This is a genomic window from Planococcus wigleyi, assembly GCF_014836985.1.
Classification (GTDB): domain Bacteria; phylum Bacillota; class Bacilli; order Bacillales_A; family Planococcaceae; genus Planococcus; species Planococcus notacanthi.
The window spans coordinates 15,557-31,945 of the sequence record NZ_JACSPU010000004.1; the positions used below are offsets into that span (position 1 = coordinate 15,557).

Annotated in this window: 15 protein-coding genes; 13 read left to right on the plus strand and 2 right to left on the minus strand. The window is 45.1% G+C overall.

Going from position 1 to position 16,389, the window contains the following annotated elements:
* Window positions 1-5 precede the first annotated feature (5 nt).
* The 3 genes from H9630_RS11445 (at window position 6) to H9630_RS11455 (ending at window position 3,776) form a co-directional block, all read left to right on the plus strand.
* On the plus strand, window positions 6-599 hold the full coding sequence (locus H9630_RS11445; protein ID WP_191715625.1) for a class I SAM-dependent methyltransferase: 594 nt from the start codon (window positions 6-8) through the stop codon (window positions 597-599).
* Between the two features lie 51 nt (window positions 600-650).
* Window positions 651-3,098: an excinuclease ABC subunit UvrA gene (gene uvrA, locus H9630_RS11450; RefSeq protein ID WP_191715626.1), complete on the plus strand. Its 2,448-nt coding sequence runs from the start codon at window positions 651-653 to the stop codon at window positions 3,096-3,098.
* Between the two features lie 246 nt (window positions 3,099-3,344).
* A complete protein-coding gene (locus H9630_RS11455; protein ID WP_191715627.1) occupies window positions 3,345-3,776 on the plus strand; it encodes an Hsp20/alpha crystallin family protein in 432 nt (143 codons plus the stop codon).
* A gap of 28 nt (window positions 3,777-3,804) precedes the next feature.
* On the opposite strand, the gene H9630_RS11460 is transcribed toward H9630_RS11455, so the two are convergent.
* Window positions 3,805-4,701 carry an SDR family oxidoreductase gene (locus H9630_RS11460; protein WP_191715628.1) on the minus strand — a complete coding sequence of 299 codons (897 nt, stop codon included), beginning with the start codon at window positions 4,699-4,701 and terminating at the stop codon, window positions 3,805-3,807.
* Window positions 4,702-4,955: 254 nt separating this feature from the next.
* Here H9630_RS11460 and H9630_RS11465 point away from each other — a divergent pair, with 254 nt between their 5' ends.
* The 10 genes from H9630_RS11465 (at window position 4,956) to guaC (ending at window position 15,593) form a co-directional block, all read left to right on the plus strand.
* The gene (locus H9630_RS11465; RefSeq protein WP_191715629.1) at window positions 4,956-5,522 is read left to right on the plus strand and encodes an RNA polymerase sigma factor; all 567 of its coding nucleotides are present in this window, start codon (window positions 4,956-4,958) and stop codon (window positions 5,520-5,522) included.
* Window positions 5,515-6,234 carry an anti-sigma factor gene (locus tag H9630_RS11470; protein WP_191715630.1) on the plus strand — a complete coding sequence of 240 codons (720 nt, stop codon included), beginning with the start codon at window positions 5,515-5,517 and terminating at the stop codon, window positions 6,232-6,234. The genes H9630_RS11465 and H9630_RS11470 overlap by 8 nt, the downstream gene beginning before the upstream one ends.
* 116 nt (window positions 6,235-6,350) lie before the next feature.
* The gene (locus H9630_RS11475) at window positions 6,351-7,712 is read left to right on the plus strand and encodes a copper amine oxidase (protein ID WP_191715631.1); all 1,362 of its coding nucleotides are present in this window, start codon (window positions 6,351-6,353) and stop codon (window positions 7,710-7,712) included.
* Between the two features lie 551 nt (window positions 7,713-8,263).
* On the plus strand, window positions 8,264-9,757 hold the full coding sequence (gene nikA, locus H9630_RS11480; protein ID WP_225218547.1) for a nickel ABC transporter substrate-binding protein: 1,494 nt from the start codon (window positions 8,264-8,266) through the stop codon (window positions 9,755-9,757).
* On the plus strand, window positions 9,758-10,702 hold the full coding sequence (gene nikB / locus H9630_RS11485) for a nickel ABC transporter permease (RefSeq protein ID WP_191715632.1): 945 nt from the start codon (window positions 9,758-9,760) through the stop codon (window positions 10,700-10,702).
* Entirely contained in the window at window positions 10,702-11,541 is an 840-nt protein-coding gene (gene nikC, locus H9630_RS11490) for a nickel transporter permease (protein WP_191715633.1), read from the plus strand. Before nikB ends, nikC begins: the two co-directional genes overlap by 1 nt.
* Window positions 11,538-12,314 carry an ABC transporter ATP-binding protein gene (locus tag H9630_RS11495; RefSeq protein ID WP_318247996.1) on the plus strand — a complete coding sequence of 259 codons (777 nt, stop codon included), beginning with the start codon at window positions 11,538-11,540 and terminating at the stop codon, window positions 12,312-12,314. Before nikC ends, H9630_RS11495 begins: the two co-directional genes overlap by 4 nt.
* Before the next feature lie 18 nt (window positions 12,315-12,332).
* On the plus strand, window positions 12,333-13,094 hold the full coding sequence (locus tag H9630_RS11500; protein WP_191715634.1) for an ABC transporter ATP-binding protein: 762 nt from the start codon (window positions 12,333-12,335) through the stop codon (window positions 13,092-13,094).
* Window positions 13,095-13,171: 77 nt separating this feature from the next.
* Entirely contained in the window at window positions 13,172-14,476 is a 1,305-nt protein-coding gene (locus H9630_RS11505) for an MATE family efflux transporter (protein ID WP_191715635.1), read from the plus strand.
* Between the two features lie 133 nt (window positions 14,477-14,609).
* A complete protein-coding gene (gene guaC / locus H9630_RS11510) occupies window positions 14,610-15,593 on the plus strand; it encodes a GMP reductase (protein WP_191715636.1) in 984 nt (327 codons plus the stop codon).
* 16 nt (window positions 15,594-15,609) lie between these two features.
* Here guaC and H9630_RS11515 read toward each other — a convergent pair whose 3' ends face one another.
* Window positions 15,610-16,254, minus strand: coding sequence for a TVP38/TMEM64 family protein (locus H9630_RS11515; protein WP_225218525.1), 645 nt, complete (start codon window positions 16,252-16,254; stop codon window positions 15,610-15,612).
* Window positions 16,255-16,389 lie beyond the last annotated feature (135 nt).

The window sequence follows — 16,389 nt, forward strand, 5'->3', positions numbered from 1 at the left end:
GAACGGTGGCCGGATTGTTTCCACATTTGTACGATACAGCGATGCAGCCGCTGGAGAAGATGCGCTTTGAAAAGATCCGTAGCGGTTTAGTACGGAAAGCGGAAGGCCGGGTATTGGAAATCGGATTTGGGACAGGAGTGAACTTCCGTTATTATCGGAACGTTGAACGGGTTGACGCCATCGAGCCGAATCCCGCAATGAGCAGACAGGCCATCAAGCGAATCAAAAAAGCCCAAATCCCGATTGCTACATACCAGACAACCGCTGAAAATCTTCCCTTCGCGGATAATAGTTTCGATACGGTAGTGGCCACCTTGGTGTTTTGCACCATTCCCAATCCTGAACAGGCGCTGCGAGAAATTCAGAGGGTCAGCAAGCCAGGGGCGAAAATTCTAATGTTTGAGCACGTTATAATGGATCAGAAAATCTTTGGGAAAACTCAGGTAGCCTTGACTCCATTATGGAAAAAGCTCTGTGACGGCTGCCATTTGGACCGCGATACGCTTTGGTTGGTGGCCAATTCCGGTTTGAAAGTCGACAAAGTGACTTCTTACTATAAGGGGCTGTTTTTAACGATTGAAAGCCGCTGTATTCAATAATGATGCTTGCTGCAGCAAGTTATCGCTACTAACAGAAAGAAGGCGTTGGACGTGACGGATTATATTCATATTAAAGGGGCTTCTGAGAATAATTTGAAGAATGTATCCTTAGCGATTCCCAAACAGCAATTTGTAGTGATTACAGGGCCTTCGGGTTCCGGGAAATCGACATTGGTATTGGACATCATACAACGGGAAAGCCAACGGCAATACATGGAACTGAATGGCATGACCACCAATTTCATCAATAAACCCAAAATGGAATCAATCAGCGGCCTGTCTCCATCCATCGGCATCGGACAGCAGCAATCCACCAACCGAAATCCGCGGTCAACGGTCGGCACGGTGACAGATATGTATACGTACCTGCGGATCATCTATGAAAAATTGGGCGTTCGTGAATGCCCGAATTGCCATGAAAAAATTAGAAAACCCAAAGACTTGGACGAGGAAAGCGAGACGATGTTCTGCTCAGCGTGCGGCTACGAAATGGCAAACCTGAAAAAAGCCCATTTTTCTTTTAATACAATTGAAGGGGCTTGTGAAGCCTGTTCGGGACTTGGGAAAAAGTTAGGGATTCGAACGGAACAGGTGATTGATGACGAGAAAAGCCTGAACGAAGGTGCCGTAGTCATTTGGAATTCTGCAATCACTGATTATTACGGGAATTCAGCAATGGCAGCAGCTAAGCATTATGGATTCACGCTCGACAAAGACTTGCCGATAAAGGAATGGACGACCGTTCAGAAGGATCTGCTGTATTACGGAGTAGAGGATGAAAGGTTCACCAAGAATTATCCGAAAGTGCAGCCTCCTAAAACGGTCGCCAAAGGAAAGTTTGAAGGCGTCTTGACTGGGATGTGGCGAAGGTATCGGGAGAAAGGCGGTAACTCGGGAGAGGCGGACTTTTTCTTTCAGCAGCTTTGTCCGGAATGCCAAGGCACCAAACTGAAAAAGCAGAGCCGTGAAGTCACGGTAGGTGGAAAAACGATTTCTGACGTTTCTCACACTTCATTGGAATTGATACTCGAATGGGTCGAGGAAATTTCTGGAGATTTTAAGCGGAATGACGAATCTGTTGCAGTTTCACTTGTCTTTGAATTGTCAGAAAAAATTAAGCGCATTATTCACGTAGGGATTGGTTATCTGTCGATGGAAAGGCAGTCAGCCACCTTATCCGGCGGAGAAGCACAACGGCTGAGACTGGCTACTATTTTGGGTTCCAGTTTAACAGGCGTTTTGTATATATTGGACGAGCCGACTGCGGGGTTGCATCCTAAGGATACACAAGGGCTGGTCGACGTCTTAAAAAAATTGCGAGAATTGGGGAACTCGGTACTGGTCATAGAACACGACATCGATGTCATGAAACAGGCGGATTGGATCATCGATTTGGGTCCTGGCGCGGGAATAAACGGCGGTGAGATTGTTGGAGAAGGTACGCTGCCAGTTTTGATGAAACAAGAAAAATCGGTGACGGGTGCTTATCTGAAGGAAGAAAAGGCGCAGATAACTATGCGCAGAAAAGGAAATGGCCAGAGTATTACCATTCACAACGCTCACAAGAATAATTTGAAGAATATAACGGTGTCTATTCCGATGGGCTGTTTTAATGCGGTGACAGGAGTGTCGGGTTCCGGGAAATCATCTTTGCTTTTTGACATATTGGCAGCCAGTGGAGAAGAAGGCCATGTGAAAGATGGATATGACAAGATCACGGGCAAAGAAGGGATTAAACGGATGGTGACAGTTGATCAATCCAGTTTGACGCGTATGCAACGTTCCAATGTGGCGACCTATACAGAGGTCTATACACTGTTCCGAAACCTGTTCGCAAAACTGCCTCAAGCTAAGGAAGGCGGCTTGACCGCCAAACATTTTTCCTTCAACACAGAAGGAGGACGCTGCGAACATTGTCAGGGAATGGGTTTTGTATTCACGCCGATGTATTTCCTGCCGGATTTGGAAGTAGTCTGTCCGGTTTGTTCGGGCAAGCGTTTCAAGGAGAAAGTATTGGCTGTGACATACAAAGGGCAATCCATTTCAGACATTCTCAATGCCAGCATTGAGGAAAGCGTCGATTTTTTTATAGGCCAAAACAAAATTGTTTCTACTATAGAACTCCTTAGCGAAGTGGGTCTGGGTTATTTGAAGTGGGGGCAGACTTTGACGACTTTATCTGGTGGAGAAGGCCAGCGCCTGAAGCTCGCGAAAGAACTGAACAGACATGCAAAAGGGGAAACGCTTTATATTTTAGATGAACCTTCAACAGGACTTCACCCGAACGATGTCAAAAAACTGCTGGTTCTGCTCAATAAGCTGGTGGATGAAGGGCATACCGTAATCATCGTAGAGCACAATACGCAAATCATCCGACAAGCCGATTGGGTCATCGATCTCGGACCGGAAGGCGGAGCTGCGGGCGGCAGCGTTATTGCCCAAGGTACTCCTGAAGACATCAAAGCGTGCGAGGATTCCTATACGGGAATATATCTATGATAGACACACGCAGTAAAAAGTCTGAATCTACCCGTAATCTTGAAAGCTTTTAATTGACAATAAAACACCATTTTCTATAATTATTATTAGAAAGAGTAATAATTCACTCATCCATCGGTAAACTGAAACTAAAGGAGGGATAGGTGGTGTAACAGAAAGGCTCTGCTTGTATAGGAAAGGATATAACGGGTTTTAGAGAGTGTCGAAGTAAATTCGTTTAAATTTTTCCGAAGGGAGAGTTTAAAGATGAGACTTTTGCCAAGAAAACGGGAAGATTTTTTCCCGAGCCTTTTTGACAGTAATTTTGAAGTGGATGTATTCGACCGTTTCTTCAAAGAAGCCAATTATCCGCAAGTAGATATAAAAGACGCAGAAGACCATTATGAAGTGGAAGTGGACCTTCCAGGCTTCAAAAAAGAAGACATCTCGGTTGAATACAAAGACGGGTACCTTCAGCTTCAAGGCAAGAAAGAAGAAAACAAAGAAGTAACCGAAAATGAAGGCCATTATATCCGGAAAGAACGTTCCTATGGTTCTTTTAAACGCAGTTTCTACGTTGGTGAAGTGGAACAAGATGATATTTCCGGATCCTTCAAAGACGGCGTTTTGATGTTGCAGGTGCCAAAATCCAAAGAAGACAAAAAAACAGAAGAAGGGCATCAGATTCTGATCGAGTAATAACATAGAATGATAAAAGGCCAAACAGCTATATCCGGCTGTTTGGTCTTTTAAAATGGGAGCCCATCAATTTTCGATATTCCCGTCCTACATAAGAATCAAGGTTTTCCGCAGGTTTCCCTGTGATGCGTTCAAAATCATCCGTCACTTCACTCATCAGTCCTTTAGCAGCGGCCTGATACAAAGAAGCAAGTACAGAGCCAAAGCCTTTTGGTTCATCGTAAGTTGAGGCAAATTCATCGTTGGACAATGGAGCGTAAACAATCGGCGAACCACTGATTTTCGTGAACAATTGCGCCAGCTCCTCCATAGACCAGGCTTTGGTTCCAGTTAAGGTATGTTCTTGGTTATGCAAGTCTTCTCTCAAGGCAATCTGGACAATGGCAGTTGAAAGGTCTTTTCTTGAAATGAACGATATCCGCTCATCCGCCACTGGATAAAGGATCTTTCCCCGTCTTGCCAATTCAGGCAGGTAAGGCGGCAAGGGATCGGAATACATGCCATTGCGTATATATGTGTAAGGCACAGTTCCGGAAGCGAGACGGCGTTGGACATAGCCAAAAAATGGACTCATCTTGAATGGGTTATTGCCTTGATCCGCCATAAATCCGATAAACAGAAATTGCTTCACGTTCATCTTTTCAGCTGCTATCATGGCATTTTCAAATTCCATAATTCGGGAAACACTTGGAAAAGTCAGACTCGGAATATAGATAAGGACATCTGTATCTTTGAAAGCTGAAGCAAGTTCTTGCTCGGAACGGTAATTGGCTTGTCTGATCTGGATACCTTGCTGTTGGAACTGTGCCGCTTTGTGGGGATTCCGAACCGTCAGTGTCAGCTTTTCAGGAGCAATATGCTTCAGTACTTCTTCGACTATTTTGGAGCCCAGGTTTCCAGTTGCAGCAGTGATGTTATACCTCATGCAAATTCCTCCAGTCACTAATCTTTTGTTACCTAATGTATTCCCGGATTTTCAAAAAAGTGAACTAAATTTGCCTTTAATGCGTTTTATAAGTAATAGCAGCTTAAGGACAAAAAAAGCGATATGGCGATATACAATTCAGTATCAACTGGCCGTATTGGAGCGTATTTAAATTTCGTAAGAAGAAATGATATTCCTGGAGCGCCAACTATAGTAAAGTAGACTTACGAAATATGTAAAAAGGGAGACCGGGGATGGAAAAAAGTACCGATACATATTTATATATGCGAATCAGCGAACAGGACAAAGCGGCATTGGAGCAATTATACGACCGCTATGAAAAAATCTTGTTTTCTTTTCTCTACAAGATGCTGGAAGATCGCGAACTGGCAGAAGAAGCCTTGCAGGAAGTGTTTATCAAGATTTGGCGGGGCAAAGGGATTTACGATGAAAGCAAAGGCAAGTTTACATCATGGCTCTTCAGAATGGCGCAGAATACGGCCATCGATTTAATCAGGAAACGCAAAAAGCCTTCTGTTCCGATTGAAGAGGCGATGCAAATGGCCAGCCACGATCTGCCTGTTGACGAGCAGGTGGAATGGAAGGAAAAGAAAGGCCAAATTGAAACAGCCGTCCAGCGTCTATCGAGTGAACAGCAAAAAATGATTGATTTGTTTTATTTCAAAGGCCATACACACGAAACAATCGCGGACATGTGTGACATTCCGCTAGGGACCGTTAAGAGCCGAATACGACTGGCATTAAAGAAATTAAAAACATCACTGCACGGAATGCAGGGAAGGGGGGCATATGATGACTAATATGGATTGTGATCAACTAATTGACTATCTGAATGGAACCTTATCAAAAAATGATACGGACCAATTTGAACAACATTTAACATCCTGTACAGAATGCCAGGAAATCGTTGAAGCGACAGGCCAGCTCCCTTATCTTGCAGATCCAATGGAACCGCCGGCAGGCATGAAATCACGTATCCTGTCCAATGTATTCGAAGGGACACCAGAAAAAAACGATTCCCCTGTAGCATTAAAACCAGAAATGGCTGCCATACCGATTCAAAAGCCTAAACAAAAGTTTCACATCGGGAAGCCACTGATTGCAGCGGTCCTGCTTGCTTCATTATTGGGTAATGCTTATGCATTCATGCAATTATCAGATCAGAATCAAGAACCGGAAACGGCGATACAGTCAATTGAATTAGAGCCGAGTGCTGCATTTTCCGGAACCGCAACGGCGGCAATGATAGAAGAACAAGGAGCATTGAACCTTGTGGTGAAAGCCGACCAATTGGCCGAATTGGATGCCAGCCAGGTTTACCAGGTATGGCTGATCAAAGATGACAAACCGATACCAGCCGGCGCATTCTCTCCTAATCCGAACGGTGAAGGGGCCAGCTATTATCAACTAGAAGAATCCTCAGCAGAATGGGATACCATCGCCATTACGCTCGAGCCCGAGGCAGGGAATGAATTGCCGAAAGGTGAAGTTGTACTGAGTTCAGAGATTTAAACTGGCCGCATTAGCGGCCAGTTTTTTTATTTAAATTCTTTTTTAAAAAAATGTGATCTAAATGAAAACACTCTCCGTTATGTCTATGAAACTATAAAAAAAGAGGAGAGATGAACATGAAATTAAATAAATGTCTTTTAGCACTTCCACTATCATTGGCTTTATTGGTACCAACAGCAGCATTGGCGGATAGCCACGGTGGCCATTCGGCATCAAGTGAATCGGCGATGGAATCAAGCACTGCAACACCTGCAGCAGAATTGCGCATCACTCTTGATACAGCATTGACGGAACATGCTTTTTTAGCAATTGAAACGATGCGCAAAGGAGCGGATGGAGCAGAAGATTTCGACCAGGCTTCAGCAGCGCTTTTAGCCAACTCGGATGATATCGCAGCAGCAGTCTCTTCTGTTTATGGAGAAGAAGGCGGAGCAGCTTTCCTTGAAATCTGGAACTCCCACATCGGCTATTTCGTGGACTATGTAGTAGCAACAGGTGAGGACAACCAAGAAGCGAAAGACCAGGCATTGGCTTCACTGGAAGAATACAAACAGGAGCAAGCAGCTTTCTTCGATACGGCAACGGAAGGAAGATTGCCAGCTGATGCTGTACTGGAAGGTTTGAACATGCACGTGGATCAGTTGGTTATGGCTTTTGATGATTATGTAGCGGGTGACTTTGAAGCGGCTTACACGGGCGAACGCGAATCTATCCACCACATGAGCATGTTTGCTGAAAGTTTGTCCGTTGCGATTGCAGATCAATTCCCGGATGTATTTGAAGGAACAAATCCTGATACACCTGCAGTTGATCTTCGTGCACAGCTGAATATGACATTTACAGAACATGCAGGGCTTGCAGCGATGGCGATGCAGGACGGCGCGGATGGCGCTGAAAGTTTCGACCAGGCTTCAGCAGCACTTCTTGCCAATGCAGATGATCTTTCTGCAGCAGTAGGATCTGTTTACGGCGAAGAAGCTGGAGCCCAATTCTCTGAAATCTGGAATTCACACATCGGCTACTTTGTGGATTATGTGGTAGCGACCGGTGAAGGTGATGCAGAAGCGCAGGAACAAGCGAAAGCGGATCTTGACGCCTATATCGTAGAACAGGCTGCCTTATTGGATGCAGCGACCGAAGGCCGCATTCCGGCAGCGGATTTTGAAGCCGGTTTGACAGCACACGTCGATCAATTGCTTGTGGCTTTTGATTCGTATGTAGCGGGGGATTACGAGACAGCTTACAGCTCGATTCGTGAAGCATACGCGCATATGACTATGCCGGCAGCGGGACTGTCAGCGGCGATTGTTGACCAGTTCCCGGAAGAGTTCAGTTCCACAGAAATGCCTTCAGAAATGCCTGCAACGGGTATGGGCGGCACAGCTGATTCCGGCACGATTCCATACTTGTGGATTTTGGCTGGCCTGATGCTTGCTGGATTGACTACAACCCTGGCATTGCGTTTCCGCAAACAATAAAAACGACTTGAAAACTATGAAAGGCTGTTCCAAAGCTGCACAAGCGGGCTATTGGAACAGCCTTTTTTTAGTTTATGTCAGCTATTGAAATATTTTTTATGGCACATCAAAAAGGCTGTTTATAAAAAACCGGAAGTGAGGATTGCTGAACAAAAGCAGATGGATGGCTGGTTTAATCTGGCTTATGTACAATTTGATCGAAAAGATTGTGATGGCTTCCCAAAAAATAGCTGCATCCGAGGGGGGGTTGCTTCGAAATGTAGTTCATGAATATGTAATTCTAAAAAAGATTAAAAATTAGATTGCAATAAAAGAAACAAAACGATATTATATAAAACGTAACGTTTACGATTTAAACAGTATATAGTAAACAGAAGGTATGAGCAGAGCCTGGGGTTCAATAGCTCGAGGAATCAACAAATGCGAATATGCAGTTGATGATAGGCGCAATAAGCACAAAACTATTATTTTTTTATTCTGTAAATCGTAATGATTACTTTTATTTGAGGAGAGTAGAGAACGTGAAAAAAGAAGTGGGTTTACTGTTGCTTATGATTTTATTCGTATTGGCCGGCTGTACATCGGCTACAGAAGGGCAGCAGAGTGACAATCCGAAAGAGCTCGAACTATTGTTCAATTTTGCGGCGCGGTCACTTGATCCCAATGTGGACAGCAGTTATGTACCGCTTCGAGCAGGAATCACGGAAACTTTGGTGCATCTGAATGACGATACGCTGAAGCTGGAGCCGTGGCTTGCTGAAAGTTGGGAAAGTGAAGATGGACAAGAATGGATCATCCAATTGAAAAAAGGCGTTACATTCCAAAATGGCAACCCGATGGATGGGAAAGCGGTGAAAGCATCATTAGAGCGTTCCATAAAGGACAACGTGGCCATCAAAAATGCGCTCCGCATAGCAACGATTGAAGCGGATGGCTTACAGCTGACAATAAAGACAATTTCACCGTTTCCAGAATTTCCATCTGAATTGGTCCATCCGAATACTTCAATTATCGACGTCACCGAACCTGATTTTATCAACAAACCGGAAGGCACAGGACCGTTTGCTGTTTCGTCGTTTATACCCGGTACAGCCGTGGATTTGGTCCGGTACGACGGCTATTGGGATGGGGTTGCCAAGTTAGAGGCTGCCAGGTTTTCGTTTAACGAAGACGCCAATGCCAGGTCGCTGGCACTTGAATCGGGGAATGCGGATATTGTTTTTCGTCCGGAAGTCCAAAACCTGGAGATTCTGGAAGCTTTGCCAGGCATCAAAGTGGAATCCACTTCCACTTTCCGTGTCCACCAAATGACGATGAACCTGGAACGGGAAACGATGAAAGATATCCATGTCCGAAAAGCAGTTGATGTGCTGGTTAATCGCCAATCGATTGCTGAAACGATCTTGAAGGGACATGCTGAAGTGGCAGAAGGCCCGTTTCCCTCAACATTTTCATTTGCTCCGGATTATCCTGAAAAATTAACGGGACTGGAATATGCGAAAGATCTTTTAGCACAAGGCGGATACGAGATAAAAGAAGGTGTGATGGAAAAGCAAGGAAAACCATTGGTTCTTACCTTATTGACCTATAGTGCACGTGCGGATTTGCCGCTGATTGCACAAGTCTTTCAATCGGACGCCAAGCAATTAGGTATTGCAGTGGATATCCAGCAAATTGAGGTTCCCGAAGAATACATGGCCGCCAACCGCGATTGGGATTTGGCGACTTACAGCAACTTAACAGCGCCTCGTGGAGATGCAGGCTATTATTTGAATGCCACTTATCATCCGCATGGCGCATTGAATTTCAGCGGTGCGGATGATGCTGCATTGACAGCGCTGATTGACGAGTTGAATAAGACAGTAGGACAAGAAGCGCGTTCGGCCATCGCTGAAGAAATTGCACTTTATGTAGATGAACAAGTTTACAATTCATTTATTCTTCATCCCAATACATTGGTCGCTTACAACGCAGATAAAGTAGAGAATTGGGTAACGTCACGAAGCGAGTATTATATGTTGACCCATACGTTGGATGTGAAGTAAATGGCGCGTATTTTAATGGGAAGAGCCGCCGAAGTGATGGTTTTTCTGATAGCGGTCACCTTTGTCAGCTTCCTTTTTGCCAGGTTGGCTCCTGGAGATCCGGTATTGTCGATTCTTCGTGTTGATGATGTGTCCGTGACAACGGCGCAAGTAGAGACGTTGCGAGAGGAAATGGGATTTAATGAACCGCTTCTCGTGCAATATGGTAATTGGTTCATGGATTTTGTAAAACTGGACTTTGGGAAGTCCTATCTGACCAACCAACCCGTTTTGGAAATGCTCCTGAGCGGGCTTCCGGCAACATTGGAACTGACTGTGGGTGCGCTAATGGTCATGCTACTCATTGCAGTTCCTTTAGGTTCTTTGGCGGCTATATACCGGAACAGTTGGATCGATCAAGTAAGCCGCTGGATTTCGTTGTTTGGAGCAGCGGTTCCAAGTTTTTGGCTCGGTCTGTTATTGATCGATCTCTTTGGAGTGCGCCTCAATATGCTTCCGACTATGGGGCGTGATGGATTTGTTTCCATATTGTTGCCGTCGGTTACACTGGGCCTTGCCATTACGAGTGTATATGTCAGATTGCTGCGTTCCAGTTTGATTGATGCTTTAAGCAATGATTACATAAAAGCGGCTCGTTCGAGAGGGATTTCCGAAGTGCAGATTTTTTTCTTCCATGCCTTGCGGGCTGCCTTGCCGCCGGTGATCACCGTTTTTGGCGTCAGTCTAGGCAGTTTAATCGGCGGTGTAGTCGTCATCGAAGTGATTTTTGCCTACCCAGGAATCGGCAAAATGGTGGTGGAAGCCATCAGAGCACGGGACTACCCGGTCATTCAAGGGTACCTGTTCCTGATGGCCGTCATTGTATTTATTGTCAACAGCCTGGTTGACATCTCATACCGCTACTTAAATCCTAGAATCAGAATGCAGGAAAGGAAGGAAAGCTAATGGCCGTTTTGAAAATGAAAATCAGAAAGCGGAATTGGAAAGCCGGAATGTTGGTTACGCTTTTTATCCTGGTGGGCTTCCTTGCAGCCTATACTTTTCTTTTCCTGAAACATGATGCGGATATGGTAGATCTGAATTCGCGGCTATCGCCGATGAGCCTGCTGCATCCGTTTGGGACTGACCATCTTGGCCGTGACGTAATGACACGGATTTTTCTGGGCGCACAGCAGACTGTAGGATATGCCTTCATGGCATTAGCGGCAGCAGTGGTGATCGGTTTGCCGATCGGATTGGTGGCCGGTTATAAAGGCGGGATAATAGAACGGATCCTGATGCGCATTGCAGATGCATTTCTCGCTTTTCCGGATACGATTGTGGCGATTGTCTTAAGCGGACTAATGGGACCGGGTATTGAAAACCTTTTACTGGCCATCGTCTTTGTCAAATGGGTCAATTATGCCCGCCTTATCAGAAGCACGGTAGTCAATGAGCGGGGAAAAGAATATATAGCCATGGCGAAAGTCAATGGATTGAGCGACGGACAGATTATGCGCAAACATATTTTCCCGCATATCATCGGCAATGTCTTAGTGCTTGCCAGCCTGGACCTGGGCAAAATCATCCTGCTGATTTCTTCATTGTCCTATATCGGCCTTGGTGCCCAGCCTCCAGCTCCGGAATGGGGAGCTATGCTGAATGATGCCCGCCCTTATTTTCAATCCATGCCTTCGTTAATGATTTATCCTGGACTGGCGATTGTGACTGTGGTGCTCATTTCCAATGTTTCAGGCGATTATTTACGGGACAAATTCGATGTGAAAAAGGAAGTGCAGTTGTGAATTTACTGGAAGTTAACGAACTGACGATACAGGCGGCAACCCAACAAATTATGAAACGAATTTCGTTTACTGTAGAACCGGGAAACTGGTTGGCCATCGTCGGCCAAAGCGGCAGTGGGAAAAGCATGGCAACCTCAGCTATCGGCCAATTGCTGGCGCCGAATCTGAAAGCAGATGGAGAAATCCTAATTAATGGCAGTAATCTCCTTAAAATGACTGCAAAGAAAATGAACGCCATACGCGGCAAGCAAATCGCTTATATATTCCAGGAATACCAAAACTCGTTTACGCCATTTATGACCATCGGCAAGCATTTTGAGGAGTATCAGCGAACCCATCTCCAAGTGTCAAAGACTCAACGACTTCAAAATAGGCGGCAGGCACTCGCTTCTGTCGGACTTGGAGAGGAATTCGCCGACCGCTATCCCTTTCAGCTGAGCGGTGGCCAACTGCAGCGTACAGCCATTGCTCTTGCACTGTTGCTGAAACCCGCTTTGGTGATCGCTGACGAACCGACAACCGCTCTGGATAGCATCTCCTCATTCAGAATCCTGCAATTGCTGGAACGTTTACAGAAAGAGACGGGCTGTGCCATTCTCCATATCACACATGATCTGCGGCATGCAGCTAACTATGCAGATCAAGTTTTAGTGATGAAAGAAGGCAGCATACTTGAGCAGGGAGACCGGTTACAGATTATGGAGTTTCCTCAGCATGCCTACACAAAATCTTTGCTCGAAGCAATACCAAGCTTTGGTCAGGCTGGAGAATAAACGGACGGAGGGGAAAAGATGGAGGTAATGAACATCAGCCGTGTCACGAAAACATTTTCAACTGGCAGGCAGGTATTGGATGACGTTTCATTTTCTTTGGAAAAAGGCCAATGCGTCGGAATTATCGGGGAGAGCGGATGCGGCAAAAGTACGCTTGCCCGCTGTTTGCTGCAATTGGAGAAAATTGATTCAGGTGAAATTTCATTGAACGGCCAACTGCTGCAAGATTTATCCGCAAAGGAACTGAAACCATTCAGGCAGCAGATCCAAGCCGTTTTCCAAAATCCTTCCGCTTCACTCAATCCAAAATTAAAGATACGGGATTCTTTGATGGATCCTTATCTGCAATTTGGCAGCCAGAAGGAAATGCAGCATTTCAGCTATACGAGCAATGAGCAGTACGTCCATCAGCTCTTGCAGGCTGTTGAACTTCCAGCATGCCTGGCTGACCGGTATCCGCATGAATTGAGCGGTGGCCAACAGCAGCGTGCGGCAATCTGCCGCGCTATCAGCATTGAACCCGATGTCGTCATTATGGATGAACCGACTTCAAGCCTGGATGTCCTGTCACAGGCCTCCTTGCTAAAGCTGCTGGAGACACTTCGCCAGCAATTTTCATTGTCCTATGTATTCATTTCACACGATCTGGCAGCTGTTGCTTCGCTAAGCCAACACTTGCTGGTCATGAAGGAAGGGCGCATGATTGATGCTTTTCCAACTGAAGAACTTTTTTCGCCTAGACGCCATTCCTATACGAAAGAATTGGTTTCCATGTATTGATAGACGGAGTCCGTTTTTATAAAGACCCTCAATAGGTATTCCCATCTATCTTAATTTAAAGTGTTAGGAGCTTCGTCATGAATCATCGCAATTATTTAGCCTTAGCGATTCCGCTGACCTTGTCAACGGTCACTACCCCTTTACTCGGAGCCGTTGATACAGCAGTCGTCGGACAATTGCCAAATCCCGCTTATATTGGCGGTGTTGCCATTGGTACAGTAATTTTCAATACACTTTATTGGCTGTTCGGTTTCCTGCGGATTGGAACATCGGGCTTTGCTGCACAGGCAAACGGAGCTGACGATAAGCTTCAGGGTACGCTTGCTTTCATCAGGCCATTGATTATTGCGCTTGTGGTGGGAATGGGCTTTATAGTGTTTCAAAAACCGATAGAATACATAGCCCTAAGTTTGCTTCATCCTGCAGAAGATGTGGCCGAGTTGGCATCCGGATATTTCGGCATTCGCATATGGGGCGTTCCGTTTACGTTGGTCAACTATGTCATTATGGGCTGGCTGATTGGCATGTCCCGTATTAAAATTTCAGTCTTTATCCAGGTTTTTATGAATCTCCTGAATATCCTCTTGGATGTGGTTTTTGTCTTCGGTTTTGGGTGGGGCGTTTCCGGTGTTGCCGCTGCCACATTGTTAGCTGAAGTGATAGCCTGCGTTGTCGGCTTATGGATCATTTGGAGCGGCACCTCTTATCAGTTCCAGCGGCCATCAATTAAGTTGATGGCAGACGGATCATCTATCAAAAAGATGATGGCGGTCAATCAGGATCTTTTTATCCGGACGATCTGCCTGCTTGCGGTTTTTAATTTATTTACATACAAAAGTGCAGATTTTGGAACGGAAATTTTGGCTGCAAATGCTGTTCTGCTGCAGATTCATTATTTGATGGCTTATTTTTTTGATGGCCTTTCCAACGCTTCCAGCATTCTTTCCGGTAAAGCAGTCGGTTCGAAAGACAGAAAGCTTTTTCAAAGGAATTTGGAACTGTCGTTTCAATGGGCTTTCTATTCTTCGGTAATGCTGTTAATGCTTTATTGGATCTTCAAAGAATCGGTTTTCTCGTTTTTCACCTCGATTCCGGAAGTGATCCGGTTAGGATATATCTATGGCGATTGGCTGTTGTTCTTTCCTTTGGTTTCGAGTTTTGGTATTGTCCTATATGGTGTATTTACGGGGGCAACCGAAACCGTTCCAATCCGAAATTCCATGCTGCTTTCTTTAATTGTCTTTTTGATTGCAATGGCGGCAGGCGTACCGTATTTAGAAAACCATGGAGTATGGTTGGCCTTCATCTTGTTTAGTCTTGGCAGATCTGTTTTCCTGATTCTTTATGTGCCAAAATTGAACCTATTGATACGCAAGGAATAAAAAGTCGTCAACCACTTTCGGCATTAAATTTATTTTGCTCTTTGACATCTTGCCGGAAATAAAGTACATTATCTTATGGACGAACAATTATTTAGATATATAGATATATCATTCGTGTATAGGGGTGTTATTAATGGAAAATGTATTTGATTACGAAGATATTCAACTAGTTCCTGCAAAAGCGGTGGTTAACAGCCGTTCAGAATGTGATACGTCGATTGAATTTGGCGGGCGTACTTTTAAGCTGCCTGTTGTCCCTGCAAACATGCAGACAATCGTAGATGAAAAAATCGCGGGATTTTTAGCGGAAAATAATTATTTCTATATTATGCATAGATTTGAACCGGAAAAACGCTTGGCGTTCACAAAAGACATGCAGCAACGCGGTCTTTTTGCATCCATCAGTGTAGGTGTAAAACCGGAAGAATATGATTTCGTCCAGCAGCTGGCGGACGAAAAAGTCACACCGGAATACATTACGATCGATGTCGCTCATGGCCATTCCAACGCAGTCATTGATATGATTCAGCACATCAAGAAATTGGTGCCGGACAGCTTTTTGATTGCTGGAAACGTAGGGACGCCGGAAGCGGTCCGCGAATTGGAACATGCTGGAGCGGATGCGACGAAAGTGGGCATCGGACCCGGAAAAGTTTGTATCACTAAGATTAAAACGGGGTTCGGCACAGGCGGCTGGCAGCTGGCAGCACTTCGCTGGTGCGCAAAAGCGGCAAGCAAGCCAATTATTGCGGACGGCGGCATCCGGACACACGGCGATATTGCAAAATCGGTCCGTTTCGGGGCATCAATGGTTATGATCGGTTCTCTTTTTGCTGGCCATGAGGAATCACCTGGTGAAACCATCAACCAGGACGGCAAGCTGCTGAAAGAGTATTTTGGATCAGCTTCTGAATTCCAAAAAGGTGAAAAGAAAAACGTCGAGGGCAAGAAGATGTTTGTCGAATACAAAGGTTCATTGAAAGATACGTTGGTGGAAATGGAACAAGATCTTCAATCTTCGATTTCTTACGCTGGAGGAGACAAGCTCCTGGCCATCCGCAACGTGGATTATGTGATCGTTAAAAACTCCATTTTTAATGGAGACAAAGTATACTAAACAACATAAAAAGCCTTCAATCACTCGATTGAAGGCTTTTTTTCTGTTTGGCTGATTTCAGCCAGGCGATTGCTGAGACAGCAAGTATGGCTCCAGAGAGCATGGCTTGGATGTTCTTAGGTACGGTTTGGATAACTCCATAAACAACAGCGAGTTCCAGTATCACAGCCGGAATTTTGCCGATTGTACTGGCGATCCCAAAATGCTTTCCGTTGATGGCGGTAAGTGCTGCACCGGCTGTAACGAAGCCCGACGGCATAAATGGCAGCAAGCGCAGCAGGATCACCAGACTGAAAATCCGTTTTGTTGACTGGCATGTGAATCGCTTCCAAAAAGGGTGTCGCAGCCATTCGGGATCTGCTTTTGCAAATCCATAACGGTACAGGTAAAAACCGATCCATGCACCGAATATTTCACCTGAAAACGTTAAAGCTGCACCGATATAAAGGCCGAACGAATCTATATTGACAGCGGTGATCAAGATACTGGGAATAAAACCGACCGCACCGACCGCTAGATTGGCAAGTAACAGGATTAGAAATTCTAATGCCAAGAGAAAAGAAGCGATTATGGCACCTCCTATTCTATAGAAGAAGTTTTTCAGGATTCCCCAGTTGAAATCTTCAACAAAGTATCCATAGTCTTTCTTTTCCACCATCATAGCAACAAATTGACCAGAACGGAAACAGGTTTTTGTCTGTTTTCGCTCATGTTGCCATTATTATTTGAGGTGGTAAAAAGTAGTGTAAATCCTGTTTTTTTATCAGAAATTACGTTTTACTTTTATAAAAATGGA

What these genes read in the sequence shown, in the direction of transcription:
- H9630_RS11455 (WP_191715627.1), top strand. Translation starts at nt 3,345, where the DNA reads ATGAGACTTTTGCCAAGAAAACGGGAAGATTTTTTCCCGAGCCTTTTT.
- H9630_RS11460 (WP_191715628.1), bottom strand. Translation starts at nt 4,701, where the DNA reads ATGAGGTATAACATCACTGCTGCAACTGGAAACCTGGGCTCCAAAATA.
- H9630_RS11465 (WP_191715629.1), top strand. Translation starts at nt 4,956, where the DNA reads ATGGAAAAAAGTACCGATACATATTTATATATGCGAATCAGCGAACAG.
- H9630_RS11470 (WP_191715630.1), top strand. Translation starts at nt 5,515, where the DNA reads ATGACTAATATGGATTGTGATCAACTAATTGACTATCTGAATGGAACC.
- H9630_RS11475 (WP_191715631.1), top strand. Translation starts at nt 6,351, where the DNA reads ATGAAATTAAATAAATGTCTTTTAGCACTTCCACTATCATTGGCTTTA.
- nikA (WP_225218547.1), top strand. Translation starts at nt 8,264, where the DNA reads ATGATTTTATTCGTATTGGCCGGCTGTACATCGGCTACAGAAGGGCAG.
- nikB (WP_191715632.1), top strand. Translation starts at nt 9,758, where the DNA reads ATGGCGCGTATTTTAATGGGAAGAGCCGCCGAAGTGATGGTTTTTCTG.
- nikC (WP_191715633.1), top strand. Translation starts at nt 10,702, where the DNA reads ATGGCCGTTTTGAAAATGAAAATCAGAAAGCGGAATTGGAAAGCCGGA.
- H9630_RS11500 (WP_191715634.1), top strand. Translation starts at nt 12,333, where the DNA reads ATGGAGGTAATGAACATCAGCCGTGTCACGAAAACATTTTCAACTGGC.
- H9630_RS11505 (WP_191715635.1), top strand. Translation starts at nt 13,172, where the DNA reads ATGAATCATCGCAATTATTTAGCCTTAGCGATTCCGCTGACCTTGTCA.
- guaC (WP_191715636.1), top strand. Translation starts at nt 14,610, where the DNA reads ATGGAAAATGTATTTGATTACGAAGATATTCAACTAGTTCCTGCAAAA.
- H9630_RS11515 (WP_225218525.1), bottom strand. Translation starts at nt 16,254, where the DNA reads ATGATGGTGGAAAAGAAAGACTATGGATACTTTGTTGAAGATTTCAAC.